Source organism: Paenibacillus nasutitermitis (assembly GCF_014641075.1).
GTDB classification, from domain to species: domain Bacteria; phylum Bacillota; class Bacilli; order Paenibacillales; family Paenibacillaceae; genus Paenibacillus_Z; species Paenibacillus_Z nasutitermitis.
The window spans coordinates 1,015,536-1,036,375 of record NZ_BMHP01000003.1 but is presented as its reverse complement, the minus strand read 5'-3'; the positions used below and the strand labels follow the sequence as shown (position 1 = coordinate 1,036,375).

The 20,840-nt window shown below is 47.4% G+C and carries 17 protein-coding genes and 2 pseudogenes; 14 read left to right on the top strand and 5 right to left on the bottom strand.

Annotated features, from left to right (window positions below; all coding sequences use genetic code 11):
* Window positions 1-9 precede the first annotated feature (9 nt).
* The 3 genes and pseudogenes from IEY46_RS23380 to IEY46_RS23370 all read left to right on the top strand — a co-directional run bounded on the left by IEY46_RS23380 (window position 10) and on the right by IEY46_RS23370 (window position 4,268).
* Window positions 10-1,545, top strand: coding sequence for a CBM96 family carbohydrate-binding protein (locus IEY46_RS23380; protein WP_188995554.1), 1,536 nt, complete (start codon window positions 10-12; stop codon window positions 1,543-1,545).
* Between the two features lie 478 nt (window positions 1,546-2,023).
* Window positions 2,024-2,275 (top strand): annotated as a pseudogene (locus IEY46_RS37230) (IS110 family RNA-guided transposase); the annotation flags it as partial.
* A 799-nt stretch (window positions 2,276-3,074) separates the two neighbouring features.
* Complete coding sequence (locus IEY46_RS23370) at window positions 3,075-4,268, top strand: epoxide hydrolase family protein (protein WP_188995550.1); 1,194 nt, start codon at window positions 3,075-3,077, stop codon at window positions 4,266-4,268.
* Window positions 4,269-4,755: 487 nt separating this feature from the next.
* Here the strand turns inward: IEY46_RS23370 and IEY46_RS23365 are convergent.
* Window positions 4,756-6,004, bottom strand: a pseudogene (locus tag IEY46_RS23365) (IS110 family RNA-guided transposase).
* A 415-nt stretch (window positions 6,005-6,419) separates the two neighbouring features.
* On the opposite strand from IEY46_RS23365, the gene IEY46_RS37095 reads away from it, so the two are divergent.
* The 3 genes from IEY46_RS37095 to IEY46_RS23350 all read left to right on the top strand — a co-directional run bounded on the left by IEY46_RS37095 (window position 6,420) and on the right by IEY46_RS23350 (window position 7,797).
* Window positions 6,420-7,004 carry a helix-turn-helix domain-containing protein gene (locus IEY46_RS37095; protein ID WP_188995548.1) on the top strand — a complete coding sequence of 195 codons (585 nt, stop codon included), beginning with the start codon at window positions 6,420-6,422 and terminating at the stop codon, window positions 7,002-7,004.
* Between the two features lie 24 nt (window positions 7,005-7,028).
* Window positions 7,029-7,331 (top strand): VOC family protein, encoded by a 303-nt coding sequence (locus IEY46_RS37090; RefSeq protein ID WP_188995545.1) that lies wholly within the window; start codon window positions 7,029-7,031, stop codon window positions 7,329-7,331.
* 241 nt (window positions 7,332-7,572) lie between these two features.
* Window positions 7,573-7,797, top strand: a complete 225-nt coding sequence (locus tag IEY46_RS23350) for a hypothetical protein (RefSeq protein WP_188995543.1) — start codon at window positions 7,573-7,575, stop codon at window positions 7,795-7,797.
* Window positions 7,798-8,267: 470 nt separating this feature from the next.
* On the opposite strand, the gene IEY46_RS23345 is transcribed toward IEY46_RS23350, so the two are convergent.
* Both IEY46_RS23345 and IEY46_RS23340 read right to left on the bottom strand, forming a co-directional pair.
* Window positions 8,268-9,299: an SGNH/GDSL hydrolase family protein gene (locus tag IEY46_RS23345; protein WP_188995541.1), complete on the bottom strand. Its 1,032-nt coding sequence runs from the start codon at window positions 9,297-9,299 to the stop codon at window positions 8,268-8,270.
* A gap of 46 nt (window positions 9,300-9,345) precedes the next feature.
* Window positions 9,346-10,458, bottom strand: a complete 1,113-nt coding sequence (locus IEY46_RS23340) for a sialidase family protein (RefSeq protein WP_188995538.1) — start codon at window positions 10,456-10,458, stop codon at window positions 9,346-9,348.
* 173 nt (window positions 10,459-10,631) lie between these two features.
* Here IEY46_RS23340 and IEY46_RS23335 point away from each other — a divergent pair, with 173 nt between their 5' ends.
* From IEY46_RS23335 to IEY46_RS23320, 4 genes are all read left to right on the top strand, one after another.
* Window positions 10,632-11,591, top strand: a complete 960-nt coding sequence (locus IEY46_RS23335; protein ID WP_188995536.1) for an AraC family transcriptional regulator — start codon at window positions 10,632-10,634, stop codon at window positions 11,589-11,591.
* Between the two features lie 467 nt (window positions 11,592-12,058).
* Window positions 12,059-12,517 (top strand): NUDIX domain-containing protein, encoded by a 459-nt coding sequence (locus IEY46_RS23330; RefSeq protein WP_188995534.1) that lies wholly within the window; start codon window positions 12,059-12,061, stop codon window positions 12,515-12,517.
* Between the two features lie 227 nt (window positions 12,518-12,744).
* Complete coding sequence (locus IEY46_RS23325) at window positions 12,745-13,578, top strand: nucleotidyltransferase domain-containing protein (protein ID WP_188995532.1); 834 nt, start codon at window positions 12,745-12,747, stop codon at window positions 13,576-13,578.
* Window positions 13,579-13,617: 39 nt separating this feature from the next.
* Window positions 13,618-13,926: a hypothetical protein gene (locus IEY46_RS23320; protein WP_188995530.1), complete on the top strand. Its 309-nt coding sequence runs from the start codon at window positions 13,618-13,620 to the stop codon at window positions 13,924-13,926.
* 142 nt (window positions 13,927-14,068) lie between these two features.
* On the opposite strand, the gene IEY46_RS23315 is transcribed toward IEY46_RS23320, so the two are convergent.
* A complete protein-coding gene (locus IEY46_RS23315; protein WP_188995528.1) occupies window positions 14,069-14,485 on the bottom strand; it encodes an organic hydroperoxide resistance protein in 417 nt (138 codons plus the stop codon).
* Between the two features lie 90 nt (window positions 14,486-14,575).
* Window positions 14,576-15,253 carry a fumarylacetoacetate hydrolase family protein gene (locus IEY46_RS23310; protein WP_188996142.1) on the bottom strand — a complete coding sequence of 226 codons (678 nt, stop codon included), beginning with the start codon at window positions 15,251-15,253 and terminating at the stop codon, window positions 14,576-14,578.
* A gap of 199 nt (window positions 15,254-15,452) precedes the next feature.
* Here IEY46_RS23310 and IEY46_RS23305 point away from each other — a divergent pair, with 199 nt between their 5' ends.
* The 4 genes from IEY46_RS23305 to IEY46_RS23290 all read left to right on the top strand — a co-directional run bounded on the left by IEY46_RS23305 (window position 15,453) and on the right by IEY46_RS23290 (window position 20,773).
* Window positions 15,453-17,039, top strand: a complete 1,587-nt coding sequence (locus IEY46_RS23305; protein WP_188995526.1) for an FAD-dependent oxidoreductase — start codon at window positions 15,453-15,455, stop codon at window positions 17,037-17,039.
* 249 nt (window positions 17,040-17,288) lie between these two features.
* Window positions 17,289-18,239 carry an ABC transporter permease gene (locus IEY46_RS23300; RefSeq protein WP_188995524.1) on the top strand — a complete coding sequence of 317 codons (951 nt, stop codon included), beginning with the start codon at window positions 17,289-17,291 and terminating at the stop codon, window positions 18,237-18,239.
* An 11-nt stretch (window positions 18,240-18,250) separates the two neighbouring features.
* Window positions 18,251-19,177, top strand: a complete 927-nt coding sequence (locus tag IEY46_RS23295; RefSeq protein WP_188995522.1) for a carbohydrate ABC transporter permease — start codon at window positions 18,251-18,253, stop codon at window positions 19,175-19,177.
* Between the two features lie 90 nt (window positions 19,178-19,267).
* Entirely contained in the window at window positions 19,268-20,773 is a 1,506-nt protein-coding gene (locus IEY46_RS23290) for an ABC transporter substrate-binding protein (RefSeq protein WP_188995520.1), read from the top strand.
* Window positions 20,774-20,840 lie beyond the last annotated feature (67 nt).

Here is a 20,840-nt window from a genome sequence, read left to right as displayed (position 1 = left end):
GGAAGTCAATTGCGTCGTAATCGAAAGATAATCGTAAAGGTGCTCAGTCTGCTTTTCATTTCCTCTCTTCTTTTACCGACTGCTTCCGCGAACCCCAGTTGGTGGGCGGACGGACAAGATGCAGCCTCGGATGCCCGTGCGGTATGGGTCTATTTCTCCAATGAGTATAGTGCCTTGTTTAATACGGAAGAGAAGACGGTTGCGGAAGTACAGGAAATGAAGGACAAAAATATCGATATCATCATCGCTTCATTGACGGCTGCCGATATGGACGGGCTTTTAAACCAGAGCGCTGAAAGGACGAAACGGCTACAGCAGCTTATCAATGCGGCTGCATTCTACGGGATAACGGTTTATGCTGGGTACTGGGAGGATCGTTTCAACGGTTCGGAAGATCAAATGGGTAAGTACACGAAAGTGGATTCCGTTCTTGCCTTTAACGAACAAAACGGCTCCGGCAATGCTGATTTTGTGGGGGTCGTCACCGACTACGAAATGCACGGTACCGACCGGACCAAGGAGCGGTTCGAACAGTGGCGGCAGTTTCACCTCAATCTTCGAGACCGTATTGGCTCTAGTCCCCTTAAGTTGTTGCCGACAATCAGCGAGCCGGACGATATGATCGCTAAATGTACGAATTGTGATTCGAGTTGGAAGCAGAGTAACGGTATCACAGGAACTAACCCATATACTGGTGACGTGAAGTTCTTCTCCTCCTTCAATGGGGAAACTTATGCTGACGGATTGATTGGGATGTACTATTACGGGAGCCCGGCAACGATTCTCGCGAGGGCCGAGGATGATATCGGTGAAGCGAACGCCATGTCCTTACCCGTGCCGATAATCGTAGGAATAAGCGCTGGAACGAATTCTATCGACCCCACGCTTTTGACGCATCGAGATATCAATGATGCGGTGGCTAGGGTCGAAGCGAAGCGAGTTCAATTTCCTGATGGCGTCCTTGGAACGATGTTTTGGAAGTGGGATCAACCTGGTGACAGCGATGACGAGTACAAGGGCGTCATGTCCAATAATTATGACGTGACGGAGGACGCCTTTGTTCGAAGCGGCTCTTTTGCGGGAACAAATTACGGCTCTTCCTCCGTAGTTGAAGTAAAAGATGCCCCAAGTGGCACCGCCGGTGCCGATTATGACCGCATTGGCTACCTGAAATTTAATTTTGACGCTTACAGCGGTTCGTCCGTGTCGACAGCTACCTTATACTTTTATGTAAAAAACGATGTAACCGACCCGCAGGTTAGCAATGTACCTGTTACGGTTCAAGGATTGGTGGACGATAACTGGTCCGAGAAGACAGTGACTTGGGATAGCAGACCGGGAAGTACCGGTGGCTCCGTGCTCGGTTCCGTCTCCGTTGCTTCAGCTGGTTGGTACAGTATTGACGTGACGGACTATATAAACAATGGGATGACGGATCGAACAGTAACCTTCCGAATATCCGATGATGCTACGCTCGATAGGCTGGTTTCCATTGAAGCAAAAAATGGCGCAGCAAATGGAGCCTATCTGAAATTGACCCCATAAGTAGAAAAAAGAACCGCTTGGCGCGGTTCTCAGGCTGTCGAGAAACCTCGACAGCCATTTTTACATTTATGTAATTTAATCAATTACCGCGTTATATAACAATTACGGATGGTGTTGATCGCGTTACGTACTCCTAAAGCTAAACAAACTGCCTTTGAATTAAAGCCTTGCCCGCAGATGGATCACTCCACCATTAGTTGGAGCCGCCGGAAACGATAGCATTCCTGTAGAGCGTTAAATTTCCGCTTTGCAAAAAAACGAGCGCCTCGGTACGATGGGAGTACGCAACGGGTCATAGCCCTTTAAATCCCATCATCCAGGAGGACGCTCTACTATGAAGTTTAAATCGCAGGACAAACAAAATCAACTCATTGAAAAATTACCGCCCAGCATCTGGTCGTCGGGATCGACATCGCCCAGCAAACGCACGTCGCTCGCGGGGCTACATTTAGGCGAAGATAGTTCCGGCAAGCATAAGGGTCAGGTTCGGATTACCAAACGAGGGCGCTCCGGTCTTCGAAAGTTCTTGTACTTAGCTGTAGTGCACTTAGTTGTAAACAATGAAGAATTTCGAACGCTCCACCATTACTACACTCGAACTAAAAAGATGAAAAAGGTACATTCTATCATAAAACTATGTGGGAAGCTGGCACGAATTCTGGTAGGCATTGTTCGTCAAGAACAAACTTACATTCCTGAGAAAGTTGTTACTGCTACAACTGCAGCTTGAGTAGAATGCGCTTAATAATAACGCAAATTGGCTTGTTCGCAGGATTTCAGACAAAGAAAGCACCCGAGTACTGAATTCTCATTCCTTAAGGGCACAGACCCGTGAACGAAGCAGATCAGCCTCCATCCCTTGGATAGGTGTAACGATGGAATGACAGGGTACAATGACCCGTTGAGTCATGGGAGGGAGAACCACCGAGGGCAGCATGGAGCAGTGTGCAGGATATGGAACGATATGGGAATTGATGGATATCCCTCTGTTCCCGCATGCCCTCATGTTTCTAGGGGACTCCCACCACTATCTGATTCTTTCGTTCACCACTTCTATGAGATGTGAAATCCTGCGAACAAGCGAGCATACGTAAGAAAATCTCATCATTCTGAGGGAGGAATGAAAGGGCATAGACCCGTTGAGACATGGGAGTGAAAACCTCCAGGGGCGGCGTGGAGAATACGTGCAGTAAATGGAAGGAAATGGGGTTTCCAACCTCCCGCTCTATTTCCTCACGCCTTCATGTTGTCTAGGTCTATTACGTGGTCATTCTTACTATCTTTCTATATTTCATACAAGGGTGAAATCCTGCAAATAAGCGAGCATTCGTGAGAAAACCGAATCGTACTGAGGGAGTTCAATAAAAGAAAGAAGCAGCCGATTAACGTGGATCGGCTGTTTTTGTTCAACTAACGAGCAGGATAATAATAAAAATTCAACTCTTAAAGACTGACATACAGTTGTCAGTATCTCACATCTATAATAAAGCTTAGAATTACATGAATTGATTAGAAGGAGGCTTTCATAAATGGCTCAATCCAAACAACAACTGGAAAGTAAAGAAACTACGCCCAGCGAGATCCGGCCGTTCCGCATCGAAATTCCTCAGGCAGACCTTGAAGACCTGCGAGAACGACTTGTCCGTACCCGTTGGCCTGCCCAATTGCCCGGGGCCGGGTGGAACCGTGGGATACCGGTTACTTATCTTAAAAATCTTTCTGAGTACTGGCAGTCCGATTATAACTGGCGTCAAAACGAAGCCAAGCTCAATGAATTTCCACAATTCATTACGGAGATCGATGGCCAGACTATCCACTTCCTACATGTAAGGTCGCCCGAACCTAACGCTCTTCCATTGATTATCACGCACAGCTGGCCGAACTCAGTCGTCGAATTCATGAAAATAATAGGTCCACTGACTAATCCAAGGGCACACGGTGGAGATCCGGACAAAGCTTTCCATGTGGTTGCGCCTTCTATCCCCGGATTTGCCTTTTCGCAGTTTTCCGAGCCAGCTGACGAAACACCATGGAATATCGCGCGAGTCGCCAGAACCTGGGCAGAACTGATGCGGAGACTAGGATACGATCGCTATGGCGCTCACGGCAATGACGCGGGTGCATTGATCTCCCCGAAACTTGCAGTCATGGATTCTGAGCATATGATCGGTGTTCACATTACCGGAGGGCTAGGCATCCCCACAGGCGATCCCGACGAACTGGAGGATCTGACAGAGGAGGACCGTGTAGAATTAGAACAAATGGCAGAACTTTTCGCCGGAGGAAGTGGCTATGCCTCGTATCTTACCCATCGGCCACAAACGCTCAGTTACGGGTTTAATGATTCTCCAGTCGCTCAACTAGCCTACCTTGTAGAAAGGTTCAAAGAGTTCGATGGTTGGCCGGGTGCCGGATTTGAACCGCCTAGTGAACCTATCGACAAAGATCAACTGCTCACGAATGCAACATTATACTGGCTGACAAGGACAGCAGGGTCCTCGTCTTGGACTTATTATGAAGGTGCTGCAGGCATGCCAACTGATCAAACCAAAGTGCCGACTGGAGTTTCCCATGGAGGAGGTCCTGTATTCCGTCGCCTGGCCGAACGAAAGAACAAAATCGTTCACTGGTCGGATAAAAAAAGCGGCAGCCATATGGTTGCTATGGCAGTACCGGAATCACTCGTTGATGATATCAGGGAGTTCTTTAGTAAGCTACGCTAGTTCAAAGGGTTTTAAGGATATGGAAGATCGGATCAATAATTCAGGAATAAATAGTGCTTTTCCTATAAAGTGTTGCATTAAGTTATATAAATTGTCGAATTACTCAATTTACTTTATTAAGCTCCCTCGAAATGATTCAGTTTCCTCACTCGGATTCATGAATTCGCAGGATTTCATCCTTTAGTTAAAGTGAAGAAGAGGATGATGAAGAAGGCTGTGGCTGGGGGATGGAGAATTAGGCGTGGGGAAATAAAAGGTGAGTAGGAATCACCCATATTGTTCCATAATTCGCACGTCTCCACTTCGCTCTAGCGATTCACGCTCCCATGTCTCAACGGGTCATAGCCTTTCATTCCTTTGTCACATCTTAACTAAGGGGTGGAGGTCGGTCTTTCTAACGGAACGGGTCCGAGCCCTTTGCGTAACATCTCCCGATACTCCGTGCATCTTGTTATCCTGCGAATGCATGAGCCGATGAGGATTGATTTTATGCTGCTTGCGGGAATACCTTAATAGGTTCGTAAGCGAGACTGCTTTTAGCCAAAGCGACTAGCATTCGCGCTACTTTACCAATTAATTTCATAATGGATTTCATCTTTTTCATTTTCTTTTCCTCTACATTGTAACGATGTAACGCTCGAATTTCTGGATTTGTCATGACCATACTCATCGTCATGAGATAAAGAAAATGACGCAAACATGACCTTCCTCGTTTGCTGAGCACCATCTTTCCTCGCCATTTTCCAGAGCTGGCTTCAGCTAGATTTAACCCAGCATGACGAAGTAAAGCATTTCCGTGTGTATATCCACTTCGATCACCAGCCTCACCGAGTACACCAGCTCGATTCGTAACATAGATACCTCGTATTTCAAGAAGCTTTTGTGCATAAGGAACACGTTCAAGAATGAGGTGGAGCTCATGCTCAATTTGTTCAAGCTGGCGCTGGGCCAGGTCATATTCTTCGAGCAACTGCCCAAGATGGAGCTTGTATGCGTGGAGTGCCTGAGTGGCACCCACACTGGATTTGGCAAGTGAAAGGAGTAACTCAGCACGTTTAACTCCAGCATGACGCTTTACATATTGCTTCCAACCGCTTATGACCTGTTCCGTATTTAACAGACGGATTTCTTTTGGCAAGGGAAAGAGTCTGAGTGTGGCGATTGCACGGGTGCAGGTAAGGATTTTAAAGACCTGACGAAGTTCAGGAAAGACAATATCTACCCAACGATGAATCTGATTAACCGCAGCATTGAGGCGCTTGGTAACCGTTTCTCGGTTAGCCATTAGAATACGCAGTTCCTCGTAAGTTTCGGGGTGAAAACGAACAGGGAGTAGTACCCGTTTTTGACCATGTCTGCAATGACAAGTGCATCTTTATGGTCACTTTTAGACGGTGTATGATCTCGGTTTTCCTTGTTCTTTTTGACGAGATGAGGATTAACCAGAACGGGCTCCATGCCTTGATCGAGGAGCCAATGTGCCAGGCCAAACCAGTAGTGGCCAGTGGGTTCCATACCTACGATGACGCTGCTAAGCTTGTAAGATTTGAGTAGATCTTGGATCCAGCGTCCGAACAAATTGAACCCTTCACGATGGTTACCAAACTCGAGTGGAGCTCCCAGAGCAATCCCACGAAAGCTCACAGCGCGTGCTACATGGACTTGCCTATAACCAAGTGGTTAACGGTAATATTTTCAATGAGTTGATTTTGCTTATCTTGTGCCTTAAACTTCATAGTAGAGCGACCTCCTGATGGGCTTTTTGAGGCTTTTGACCTCGTGCCGTAACCCCATCATACCGAGGCGCTCCTTTTTGTTCAAACGCCTAATTATTCGTATTACAGGAATTCTAACGGGCAGGATAGCGTAGAAAAATTTACATAAAGAGGATATTACTGTCCTTTACATTAGGAGATGAAGCTAAATATATAAGTTGGTTTTTCCCGTTGCTGCTCGTTGATGTTGTCACCGCTCAAATAGCTCGATTTAGAATTAAACTGGGGAGAAACAGAAAAAACGTCGATTTTTCACAATACTCCTGATGTTGTTCTATGTTACGATCCCTCTAAGAACTTCCAAAAGTGAAGCACTATATACAAGTGAAACATTGGTGCGAGAAGCTCTTTAACATACAAAGAGGTGAGTTACACGATGGAAAGAACCGGTACAGTTCATCAAAAACAGATGTCATCGCTTGATCAGAAATCTATGCCGCTCACTGTCCCACGTGATGGAATCTGGCTCCGCCTTGCCCTCACATTGGAGGGAACGGTACGCCGCAGTTCTTATGCCAGGCAAATCCTTTGCTCGCAGCAATTTAACGCCGCGCGAACGTGCTGGACTCTTGCCGATTTGAATTTTCTGCGATCTGCACTACAGCTGCTTTACAATACACAAGGTCAAATCCGTATGAGTGCACTTGCCACAGAGTGCGTTCTCTCATTGCGTCAATTTGAACGACGATTTAAGCAGCGCATAGGCGTATCACCCAAAGTGTTCGCACGTCTCCTCCGTTTCGAGGCATTGCTTACCTCATTGATACAAAAGCCAGCGTGTTCTCTCGCTGAGGTCTCTTCCCATCTTGGCTATCATGATCAAGCCCATGTCATTCATGAATTCAAGACATGGGCGGGATGCACGCCAACGGCATTTCTCGCACGAGCCAAACAGCGGGAGATGCGAGGGTCTATCGTTCCCGACCCTCGATATGTATCTGTGCCCTTATATATTATCTAAGAAAAGAAAAGGAGCAGAAAAAGTATGTCTCACACAGAGCAATCATTTCAACTCCCCTGGAATGGTATTCACCACATTGCCTTGAATACAGCGGATCTAGATGCGACTATTCGCTTCTACCGGGACGTGTTGGGGATGCATACCAGTGTTATCGGCCCGTCCCAAGAGGGACGTGGCAGGCATTGTCTCATTTTCTTCAAACCAAAAGACGGCAACGAATGCGGCTTCCATTTCTTTGAACGCCCGATAGAAAAAAACAACGCTCGGCGCTTCAGACACTCACCCACAGAGTTTCGTCCCTCATGTTGCCCTGCGGCTCCCAGATGAAACGACCACACACGCCTTACGCGAGCGTTTGAGCAATGCTCGTATCTCCATTACAGATATTCCTGAGCTTGGATCATTTGTGTTTTTTGATAACAATCATTTGTGCTTAGAAGTCATCTGGCCCAAAGGTGAAAGTGTCTCTTAGAAAGTGTAGTCAGAACTACTCTAGGTCCTTGAGGAAGTTCTCCACCCTTAAGCTGATTGAACCTGCTTGGTGGTTAAATGGTGTGACTGATCTGGAATGGCCAGGGTAGAGCATGTCGGTCCCGAGCCATTTAAAGGTTTGAAGTTTGCGCAAGATTATTTCAGGTTTATCCTGAAAAAGTCAATAGAACAAGATAACTATGAGTTATTTGGATTGCATTGGCTGGTCAACTCTTTATTTCTAGCACCAAGTGAACTTTTTATTTCACAGAAGGTGATCTTCCTGCTCGCAGACGGTTCTGCTGAAGGAAAAAACTGTTAGACGAACTAACCGGGGAATCAGATAAACCGATTGAGGAACTGTTGGAGCAAGAAGTCCCTTCCTTCAAACGAGCGTCATTTGCTTCCATGAATTAACTCATACCATTTTATTAAATTTTGAATCGGCAGAAACCCGTATAAGGCCAATACTGACATAACGTTGTCAGTATTGGCTGTTTTATATAGCAATTGAAACAAATATTAATTATGGTGGAGGCCACTTTTCAGGTGAGTTCACTACTACAGCAAGTAAATTCAAGAGTACTTGAGGACACGGAAGGCAATATAGTAAATATTATCGGAGACATGTAATAATTGATTCCTTGGCGAGGGGGAGCAACTTAGCTGACGTATATCTGATCATGGACATTCATGTGATTGTTACTTGAATGACAACAGCGGCTGACACGAAAAAAGCCGCCCATCGGGCGACTTTATGCGGGAGCCGATATGCCGCGGCATGCTGGGCGGCTACGGAATTCGAAGCGCCTGCCGAAGGATCGGCTGAAGTCGATCGGCCATCTGCCGGAAGCCGATGTCGTTCGGATGAAGGCCGTCCACGTAGCCGCCCTCGTCTCCCGGGCCGATCAGGCTGCAACCGTCGACGGTATACACATACCGGTCTCCCTGAGCGACCGCTTCCTCATACGCGCTCCTTATGATTGTTCTCATTCCTCCGTATTTAGCCTGCGTTTGCTTGTCATACCGTTCGCTGCTGGAATAGAGCGGTGAAACCATAAGGATCGGCGTTTCCGGCCGAAGCGATCGCAGCTGTCGGTAAAAAGGAGCGTACACAGCCTCCAGCTCCGCTGCGGTCGGGAGATTGACATGGAAATCGAGCACGTAACAAGCCGCATCAATTTCAGCCATCAGCGAGCAGACGGACGGCTCCCCTTTGCCGCTGCCGTTGAAGCCTAGGTTCACCACATCAACGTTCATTTCCCGGGACAAAACCGGCACGTAGCCGTTGCCCGGCCTGCTTGCGCACCCGCCTTGCGTAATCGAGCTGCCGTAGAAAACAACCGGCTTGTCTAAAGCATACGGCGCCCGCGCTGCGAATGAAGCCTCTTCGTCAAGTCCGATTTCCAGCATGTCCAAATCATTGTACGTGGGCAGGTAAAGCGTGAACTCCCTCATTTCTGCCCGAAGCCCGTGGAAGTAAGTATGCTCGTACGTTTCTCCCCCGAACTGCGGGGTTGATGTTCCCCAGTAGCTCATCTCGCCCGGAGGACCCGCATACAGGTCCAACCCGCTATGGCCGAGCGACGACATATCGATCATCCGCGGCTCGGAGCCGTGGGAAGCCCGAATCGAGAAAGCTCCCGAATCGCTCGAGAACCGGATGCGCCCTCCGCTCGTCATGCGGGATAATGACCATACATTGCCGGGAACGCTTCCTTGCGCCCTATCGGGAAAACGAGCGAGCCGCCCTCCGTTTTCGTCGAGCCATGGTAAGCCGTTCACGGAAAACCGTCCGTCGGCTGCCGGAATCCACTTCAACATGGGACATCCTCCTTTTGCCCAACTGCTAATGCGGGTCCGGCTATGGTCAGCCGACTCGCAGCTTTAGCCAGCGAATATTGCTCACTCCGTCTTCGACGGCCCAGAACGAAACGTAAATGGTTCCGTCGGCCAACCGGCACAGACTCGGGGCGCCGAATTTCAGCACAGCGAAATTGTCGGCCATGTTCTCGTTCTGCGACGTCAATCCGCTCGTGCGCTGACCCCACAGTGGAAACTGCTCTTCGTTCACCCACTCGTTTCCGCTCATCTGCGATATGTTCGCCCATAAACCAGGCTCGTCGATGCGGCGGTATACGCTCAAAATGCTGCCGTCGTCCAGCTGCATTATATTCAGCGTTTGCCCCAGCAACCCGGTAGAACGGGGAGCGCTGAAAGGCCCCTCCACGCCTCCGCTTATGGCATACTGATTAGGCAAATCCTTGCTTTCCCGCTCGTCATAAGCCCAAGCGGCCGCAAGCAGCCTTCCGTCATCCAACTCTACGATTTTGGATTCCCAGTAAATGACGCTGTCGCTTTCGTCCGCCATAACGTCCAGATACGACGGCCACGACTTCCCTTGATCGGCGGAGGCGAACGCAACCATTCTCATTCCGTTAGGGCAGCAGCCGTCCCATCCCCGCCAGGTGGAAGTCAGCAGCAGCCATCTGCCCTCGCGTAGCGGCACGATCGGCGACGTCATTTCGAAACTCGGACCCGTTAGCGGCGGCTCGATCGTTTCAGGCTCGGACCATGTCCGCCCCGCATCTTTGGAGCGGAACAACAGAAGCTCCACCTCGACGAAGCCCAAATTTTCCGGATTGGCCAAGCCTTCGTTGATACGCTTTCGGTCATGGCGGATGACGAAGGCGACAATCTCTCCGTTCTCGCCGTGCGAGAGGCGGCACGCATCTGACGTGATTCTGTCTGGCGTTCCCGGATACAGCTTTCTCTCTAGCGTCCAAGTTTCCCCTTGATCGGTCGAACGCGCGATATGCGTATACAGATCTGGAGCCTCGAACGCCTGGCCGATGCCGAACGACGCAACCATCTCCCCTCCTTCAAGCTGCAGAACGGACGGAAAATACGCATGCTTGCTGTACACATGAGGAATCGGATTTCGATAAATAATGCCTGAGCGAATACATTCGATTGTGGACATGCTCTGTTATCTTCTCCTTCTCGTTAATCCTAGTTTACGCTTGGCTTTCCATCCATTATGATGAAGAAAATACGAGTTACCGGCCGAAAAACTCCGGCTTTCTTGCTACTAATCCGGGATTTGGCATACGTCTTTGCATGGACACCGAAGTGAAGCACATGGGAGCTGATACCTTGAACGAACAGAACACGAGCGGAAATCCCAACCATTTGAAGCTTGCCGTTGAAGCCGGAGGACTTCTCTTCGACATCGATCTTGACGTCGGATTCTTCAGCCCGTCTGCATACAAGTGGGGGCAGGAATTCAGCCATAACCACGCCGCCTATGAAATCCATCTTGTTCAAGAAGGCCGTTGCATCATGTATGTTGAGAATACCTATGCGGAGCTGGAGGCAGGCAGCTATTGCGTGATCCCGCCCGGAACGTATCATTCGCAATTATCCGTCATGCAGGGCGACGTCGTAAAAATATGCTTCCGCTTCAGTTATCGGACAGCTTCGGGCGACAAGCCGCCTAGCGCTGGCAGTGAAGCTAAAGAGCTTCTCCGCGTGCTGGACGCCATGACCTTTTATAAGCAAAAGGACGAGGGCAAGCTGTCCCTTCTCGTTAGCGCCGTTCAGGACGAGCTGCGCGTGCAGCCGCTCGGTTATTTGGCGAAAGTCCGGAGCCTGTTCGCCCAGATGATGATCGACATCATCCGATCGGCTCCGTCGGCCTCCGCGACTGTATGCGGCTTCCCGGAACAGACGCCGGACGATCTGCGAACGAACGTCATCGACGCGTTTTTCGCCTCGCACTATAACGGCGATATTAAGGAAGAAGATCTGGCGAAACAGCTCAACGTCAGTACAAGGCAGCTCAACCGCATTTTGAACGAACGGTATTGCGCTTCCTTCCGGCGAAAGCTGCTGGAAACCAGGATGAAGGTCGCCATGGATCTGCTCAAAAATACGGATATGCCGATATCACATATTGCCGAACACGTCGGCTACCAGACGCCCGGAAGCTTTCAAACCGCCTTCAAAACGAATGTCGGCATCACTCCCTCGCTTTTAGACAAGGATAAACGCCTACCGGCGTCTTTGACGCTGGCGTTTACCGAGATAGAGCCACTTCTACGATATGCTTGCTGATCAATCAAGGATAAACGGCTGCGCCGACCTGTAAGGGCAGGCGCATTTACCTACCCAAAGGCTTATTCTCCTTTTGGTTTCATTATAGTTAGGGATATGCAACCGCAACAATGCGCCGACAAGACGTCATCTCTGCAAAAACGGCTTGATCTCAAACGTCTGTACATTGGAGTCAAACGGCATGAAGCCAAGCTTTAATAAGGATATTGTTAATTACTATAATGGGGAAAATTACCGCGACCAACATGATAACATGGAGGTTTTTTTGCTTGTCTACTCGAAGTGGATAATACCAAAATATCCGCTGGGGGATACAGTTGTTTTTTCACGACTACGGCTGCCGTCATTTACCGGCAGCCTGTTCAGCAATCGGGAGTTTTACTTAACAACCACTCACTTCCTGAAAGGACTTTTCCCGAAAAACCACGAATACTTGAGAAATGACTTACAAGAAGGAGTTACTGCATATGAGGGATGTTGTAACTGGCGGAGCAATAATAAGAGATGATCAGGGAAGAATTTTATTGCAGCAGAGATCTGATTACGGAGATTGGGGATTGCCAGGTGGAGGCATGAATCCCGGCGAATCTATTGAAGAGACAATGATCCGAGAAGTTTTTGAGGAAACAGGTTTATCAGTTAAGGAATATGAGTTGTACGCAGTATATAGTGGATCCAGGATGGAATACACCTATCCTGATGGTAACAAGGTTGTTTTCGTCATGTTTCTCTTTAATGCTTCGACTGATTACAGTGAGCACTTATCAGAAGATGGAGATACGATACGATATCAGGATGATCTTTGCGAATCGTTGAAATTACAGTTCTGCAGCATAGATGATATTTCACTGGATCAAATAAACAAAGTCCAACGGCCAGTCTTTGAAGATTTGCTCAACGGGAAGACAAATATTCTTAGATCTTGAAAACATGCCTCGTTGATGGTAAACGTAGATCAATCCAATAATTATAACGAAGCTGCTGGCACGATAACCTGCATCAAAATAATGAAATTAGAAAAAAAGATTTAGGAAATGTTCTCTTTTTAGAATAATATAATACGTATATCATATGCTGGGTAAGTTCCTTATTTTTTCCTATAACGATTCTCAAGCAAACAACCATAATAATATTAAGAAGGTAGGGTATCAGAATGGCTACAATAATACCAGAAGTTGTTGATAAATCTATGCGAAAATTATGTGAATCACTACAATCCCGCATCCCGGATACCGTCGTATCTGTTTATGTTTATGGCTCGACTGCTCTAAATGCTTTTATTGAAGGCTCAAGCGATATTGATTTTCTCGTATTTGTTAATCGAACGTTAACTCCGTCTGACATCCGATTGATTTCGGAAGCGCACAAGGATGTTGAACAAACGTTTTCTGGATTAGATATTATGGGAGCCTATATCCGACAAGAGGATGTGGGAAAGTCCGTCGGAGAAATCCCGCCCGTTCCCACCTATTTCGATAAAAAAATGCAAGCTGATGGAGACGGCGATTTAAATCCGGTCACATGGTGGATCCTTAAGAGACACGGCATCTGTGTGTATGGCCAGCCATTGTCCTTCAATTATGAGATATCATCTAACGAACTTACCAAATACGTTATAAATAATATGAATTCTTATTGGACCGGATGGATTGACCGCTTGGAAAAAAACCTTAATTCGACAGGTATGACGGAGCATTCAGTGCCATTGGAACAATTAGACTTTGCAGTTGAATGGTGCACTCTGGGCATGTTGCGGCAATTTTATACTATTCGAGAACATGAAGTGACCAGTAAAATTGGCGCCGGAGAGTATGGCCTTACACAATTACCCGAACGTTGGCATGGACTTATTCGCGAGGCAATCGCGATCAAACGTCGAGAGAAATCAAGAGAATATACTTCACAATTGAAGCGGTTGAGTGACCTGGTTGAACTACTTCGCTTGATTCATACGGAGAGTAATTTGTTTCTACAAAAACAAAACTAAGTTTCTTTTGTTGTTGAAGACAATATTGGAGGCATATCAATGAGTCAACGCTATCGAATTACAAGATCATTTCAGGAAGATACAAATTCGGCGCAAACCATATCTTTGGAAGAATGCAAACAGTATTTCTCGTTCAAACCTGACTTTTACTATACAGACGTATTTACGGTGACAGGCGCTACCAGCATGTCCATTGAGGGAGATTTTTTCATATGGAGCTACGGTGATATGAAGATCCCATTCAGGCATTATGAGGGAGATCTATACGTATCCGGCACGAATAAAGCCGTGATCCCCATCATGATTGAGATTGCGGGGGAATTAAGAGCGGATGTGCTGGGAGAGTAATTTTTTACGACAAAGCCGCGGTCGGAAGATTGTAACCTGGCGGCGGCCGTTACGTTTAACGGGCCGTATTCCTATAATAAGTTTGAGAAACAAGACCCCGGCTGCGATCTGCAGCCGGGGTCTTGTTTCTCAAATGCTGAAATTACGCTCGCTGTGCCGAGCCGACCTTCAGCTCCACATCGATATTGCCGCGGGTAGCTTTGGAATACGGACACATCTGATGAGCGGCTTCCGCCAGCTCCATCGTCTGCTTCTCATCCAGACCCGGCACGCTCACCTCTAGGACAACGGAAAGCTTGAAGCCGTCATCGTCTTTATGCAGCTGGACGGATGCGGTTACCTCCGATTTTTCGGCATCTATATTTTTGCTTTTGGCAATGCTTTTCAAAGCGCTGTGATAGCAGGCCGAGTAGCCTGCAGCAAACAGCTGTTCGGGGTTTGTTCCTTCAGCGCCTTCTTTTGGCGCAGTGGTTTTCAAATTCAAATGCCCGTCGGAGGAGCGGACGACACCCTCGCGGCCTCCGCGTGAAGTGACATGTGCAGTGTAAATAACTCCCATGTTGATTCCTCTCCTTTCAATATATGTAGTCAGGCTTTCGATCCTTCTTATATTACCCTGTTTGTCCGTCGACCAAACGCAAGAGGCTGTTTATGAATTTGAAAAGACCACCTCAAGACGGCCGACTGTGATTTCACCGCGGGTGCTGGCTGCGCCGGGATCAGCAGGTCTCTCAGGCAGGCCGGCGAGCTTCAGCTCAAGCATATCCCCATGATTAACAGCTCCGACACCTGCTGGAGTTCCCGTATAAATGATGTCGCCCGCTCCAAGCCCGAAGTTGTTGCCGATATACGCAATCAGCTGTTCAATGGAGAAGATCATGTCCTTCGGGGAGCCGGATTGAACGGTTTGCCCGTTGACCTTGAGACTGAAGACCAGTTCAGCGATTTGTTCGAGGCTTGAGATATCCCGGAATTCGGACAGGATGGCCGAGCCTTGAAACCCTTTGGCGAGCAGCCAGGGATGGCGGTTGGCCTTCAGGCGGGTCTGGATATCCCGCGCCGTCCAGTCTATGCCCAGGGCAATGCCGTCTATAAGTTCCGCTGCAGGTTTACCGGGTTCATATGTGGATGATATGCGGACCACCAGCTCAAGCTCATAGTCGATCGAACCCAGATGGCCAGGCAGCAGAGCGGTTCCTTGCGCGGGGCGGAGGGCATGCGTCGGCTTGGAGAATATAATCGGTTCCTGGGGCACTTCATTGCCCAGTTCCTTGGCGTGAAGGGAATAATTGCGTCCTACGCAATAGATGTTGCGAATCCAGTCCAATTCAGACAAAGTCGTCACTCTCCTTATACGTATCCATGTCGCAGCGCACGCTGGGAACGCTGCGATAAGATTCTCTTTCTATCGTACCGCTACGTTAAGTGCTTCGCAACAATCGCTATGTTTACATAATTCAGGTTAATTTTGTAAATCCTATCCGCAAGCAATACATATGGCTAACCATAGAGCGGAGTGAGAAGAGATGTTGAACAATAAACAGCCGGCGGTGGAGCTGCCCCAGCTCCCCGAATCGTATTGGCGCGACTCCACCAAAATTCCCGCATACCCCAAGCTGGCTGAAGATACTGCCGCCGATGTTGTGATTGTCGGCGGAGGAATCGTGGGGATTACGACCGCATACCGGTTAGCGGAGGCTGGCCGCAAAGTGGTGCTGCTTGAGGCAGATACCGTTATGGGCGGTACCACCGGACATACAACCGCCAAGCTGACAGCCCAGCATGATCTGATCTATGCCCAATTGATCAAGGATCTGGGAGAGGATAATGCGAGGCTGTATTATGAAGCGAACAGGGACGCCCTTGAATTTGTAAACCGGACCATCACGTCGCTGGGCATTGATTGCGGCTACTCCGGGCAGGACGCTTATTTGTACGCACAGACCGTTGATACCCTGACCAAGCTGCAGGATGAAGCGGAAGCCTATGCGAAGCTTGGCATCCCCGGCGGTTTTGTCGAGAAGATTCCACTGGATGTTCCAATCCACGGGGCGGTCGTGATGCATCATCAGGCCCAGTTTCATCCGCTGCAATATTTGAGCGGACTGCTTCCCCGCATTACGGAAGCGGGAGGAAGCATATATGAGCATACAACCGCCGTCGATGTGGAGGAAGGTGAGCAACCCGTCGTGATAACCAAAGACGGACATCGGGTTCAAGGGGACCATGTGGTGGTTTGCTCGCATTATCCGTTCATTGACCGACATGGGTTTTATTTTGCCCGGCTGCATGCCCAGCGTTCTTATGTGCTGGGGGTCAAAATTGCGGAAGGAGAGCATTTCCCGGAAGGGATGTACCTCAGCGCCGATGATCCGAAGCGTTCCGTCCGTACGGCGGCAACGCTAAACGGGGAGAAGCTGGTGCTGGTCGGCGGCGAGAACCATAAGACGGGACAAGGGCTGTGCACGATCCAGTATTATGAGGCGCTGCGGGATTATGCCGTTCGGCATTTTAATGTGGACTCGATTCCATACCGCTGGTCTGCCCAGGATTTGCTGACCCTCGATAAAGTGCCTTATGTCGGTGCCGTCACATCAGGCATGCCGAATGTTCATCTGGCCAGCGGCTTTGGCAAATGGGGAATGAGCGGCGGAACGGCCGCGGCGATGCTGCTGAGCGACAGCATAACTGGGAGAGACAACCCTTATCTGAAGCTGTACACGCCCCAGCGTTTTCATGTGGGCGCCAGCATCAAGAACGTGATATCCGAGAATGCCAATGTAGCCAAATATCTGATTGCTGGCAAGCTGGAGATGGTGCATAAGCATGTGGAGGATCTTCAGCTTGGCGAAGGCGGAGTCGTCTCGTTCAACGGTAAACGTGCTGGCGCCTATAAGGAGCGGGATGGAGTGGTCCACCTGGTAGATACAACCTGCACCCATATGGGCTGCGAGCTGGACTGGAACAATGGCGACCGGACCTGGGATTGCCCTTGCCATGGTTCGCGTTTCTCTTATGATGGTGAGGTTATTGAAGGACCGGCGACTAAAGCACTTAAAAAACTTTCCCCAAATAATGAGGAACCCGAAGATCTGGACACGCCGATCGTGTAATGTTCTCCTATCCCCAAAAACGCTGCGGACTAAAAGCCAGTCATTCTCATAAAGAATGTGCTGGCTTTATTTAAATGATAAGAAAGGTTACCTTTTCACCTATGCCAAGCTTATATGTCTAAGGGAATTTCTGAAATCTAACGTTTCTTGACTAAGAAATTAAGTTTGTTAACTAGAAGATCATTCGTTTCCTTTATACAATGTAGTAAGCGGTTTCAGACAAGGCAAAAAATGAAGGAGTTAATAACGATGAGCGCAAAATCAGAGCAGTCCAAAAAATCAAAGCGCTTTCAGTGGAGAAAGCAAGATATTGAGTTAACTCTCCTGGCCATACCCACAACCATTTGGTATATCTTATTCTGTTTCTTACCGATGTTCGGTATTATTATCGCTTTTAAAAATTTTAAAATCAGCGGGGGCTTCCTTAGTAATGTGTTTAACAGCCCATGGGTTGGTTTTAAAAATTTCGAATTTTTATTCAAATCCAATGATGCCTGGATTATAATCCGCAATACAATCGGCTACAACATCATCTTTATTATTTCCGGCATTGTGCTGCCCGTGATGTTCGCCATTATGATTGGACTCCTTCATAATCGCAAGGCCGGGAAAGTATACCAAACGATGATGTTTCTCCCTTACTTTCTGTCATGGGTCGTCGTCTCCGCGGTAGGCTGGGCATTCTTCAGCTTCGACAAAGGGATTCTTAATCAGTTTTTGGGCAACTTCGGAGCCGAATCAATAAACTGGTATATGCAGCCACAATATTGGCCCTATATTCTTATTCTATTGAATATTTGGAAGGGTATCGGTTATGGCATGATTATTTATCTGGCAACCATAACAGGGATCGACAGTACCTACTACGAAGCTGCTGTAATTGATGGCGCTTCGATCTGGCAGCAAATCCGTTTCATTACGATCCCATTGCTTAAGCTTGTCATCGTCATGATGTTCATCCTGTCCGTAGGGCGCATATTCTACACCGACTTCGGGCTATTTTATCAGGTCACCCGTGATTCAAACTCCTTGTTTGAGGTGGCCACAACGATTGACGTATTAGTATACAAACAATTAAAAACAGCTACAGTAGGAATGGCCTCTGCTGCTGCATTTGTCCAATCTGTACTTGGTTGTATTACCATTCTAACGGCCAATTGGATTGTCAAAAAAATTGACTCTGATAGTGCAATGATTTAGGAGGCATGCAAATGGCTGCACGAAACTATGAATCCGGACTTGATAAATTCAATCGAACGAGTGCCGGCGTCAATATTGTGATTAACCTGATTTTCATTATTGTAGCACTGGTCTGCGTTATCCCCGTGGTTGTCGTATTATCCATATCACTGACGCATGAATCTTACATTCGAGAAACGGGCTATAGTATGTTTCCAGCTATTTTATCGCTGGATGCCTACGCTTTTATTGCCAAGCAAGGCACGATCATTATGCGTGCTCTGGGTGTATCCGTGCTCGTAACAGGTGTTGGAACTGCAATTGGTGTCCTTCTAACGACCACGATGGGTTATGTGATCTCACGTCCAGCTTACAGGCTTAAAAATTTTCTGACCTGGCTCGTTTTTATTCCGATGATTTTCAACGGCGGTCTCGTTTCCAGCTACTTTATTAATACCAATTTATTAGGATTAAAAGATAGTATATGGTCACTTATTTTACCGATCGCAGTTTCATCCTTTAATGTGATCATTTGCAAGACTTTTTTCAGAAGTACAATTCCCGATGGTTTGATTGAATCAGCTGAAATTGATGGAGCGAGTCAATTCCGAATCTTCTTCTCTATCATTCTGCCCATTTCATTGCCCGTTCTTGCGACAATTGGATTATTCCTGTGCTTCAACTACTGGAATGACTGGTTCCAATCTATGCTGTATATCAACAACCCGGATCTCTTCTCCTTGCAGGCATTGCTTAACAACTTAATGACCAATGCCGACGCACTGGCGAGAAATGCTTCAACCATAGGGGTTAGCGCCGCAGAACTTGTAGCCACGATGCCGAAGGAATCTGCTCGTATGGCCGTAGCTATTCTCATCGTCCTGCCAGTTGCTTGTGCTTATCCATTCTTCCAGAGATATTTTATTTCCGGACTTACGATCGGTGCAGTCAAAGGCTAATTACGAAGTAAGCCAGATCCAGCCTGGTTTATGATAGATCCTTGCACAGCTTGCAGGGACGCAAAACAAACGACTATAGGGGGAATCTAGATGAACAGATCGTTCAAGCTTTTATCAGCACTGTGCATTATTGCATTAATGGCATCCGTATTGGCAGCCTGCGGCGGATCCAACTCGCCAAAGAACAACGGTTCCACTAACACGGGTTCGAAACCAGACACAACGAACACAGATAAACCAGCTAACAAAGACGTTCCAACATTGGTATGGTGGCTAATCGGTGGTACTCCACTCCCGGCAAACTTTGATAAGGCTATCGACAAGATGAATGAATATACCGCAGAAAAAATCGGTGTGAAAATTGATATCAAAGTTGCAAGCTGGGGCGAATGGGATACAAAAATAAACACGATTGTCAACACAGGCGAACCGTTCGACATCATGTTCACGAATAATGGGAAATACAGCAAGCAGGTATCTATGGGCGCTTTTGCCGATATTACCGATTTGATTCAAACGGAAGCACCTGAATTGTACAAATTAATTCCTGAAGAAGTATGGAACGGTACCAAGATTGATGGTAAGTTCTACTCCGTTCCAACTTACAAAGACTCTTCTCTTTCGCAGTACTGGGTTTATGATGATAAGCTCGTACAGAAGTATAACATCGACTTCACGAACATTAAGACTCTTCAAGACTTGGACAAACCGTTTCGTGATATGAAAGCTGGCGAAGGTAAGAGCTTCTATCCTTTACAACTTACTCAGGCCGAAGGCCTCAATGGTATGTTCAACGACTACGATGATATGACATTAGGCTTCCAACCAATTGGTGTTAAAACAGATGATCCTTCACGTAAGGTTGTTTCTATTTTCGAACAGCCAGAAGTTATGGAAATGTTAAAAACATTGCACACATGGTATAAGGACGGTATCATTAACCCGGATGCTCCAACTAAAGCCGAAGCTGAGAAATACAGACCATTTTTTGCCGCGCAAGCTTTCCCAGGCGCTGAGGTCGGAATGCAAATCAATGCCGGCGTAGAGAAATATGTGATGGAAAAAACATTGGGACCACTCTATACGACAAGTACCATTCAAGGTTCATTGAACGCGATCTCTGCAAACTCGAAATACAAAAAAGAAGCATTGCAATATCTGCAATTGCTGAACACGGATTCAAAATTACGCAACATGCTTGCATTTGGCGAGCCGGATGTGGACTTCAAAAGCGTTGATGGCGACAAAGTTATTGAGCGTGTAACGGATACATGGCCTTTGGCTGCCTATTCGCAAGGTACATTCTTCAATATGGCAGTTACGAAAGGCGCACCTGAAGATCAATGGGAGCAAGTTAAGAAATTGAATGAAGAAGCTACTGCTTCAACTATTCTCGGCTTCGCCCTTGACGTTTCCGATCTCCAAACAGAAATTGCCAACGCTAGTGCTGTATATGACAAATACAAATATGAATTGATTACAGGCGCCTCTGACCCTGAAAAGGTTGTACCAAAATTGATTTCTGAATTGAAAAACGCAGGTATGGATACAATTATACAAAAGGCACAGGAACAAATTGACAATTACTTCAAATAGGCCTAACGAAGCAAAAGTATATGGTATAGTTTAATAAACTAAACCATATACTTTTTGCACATTATAT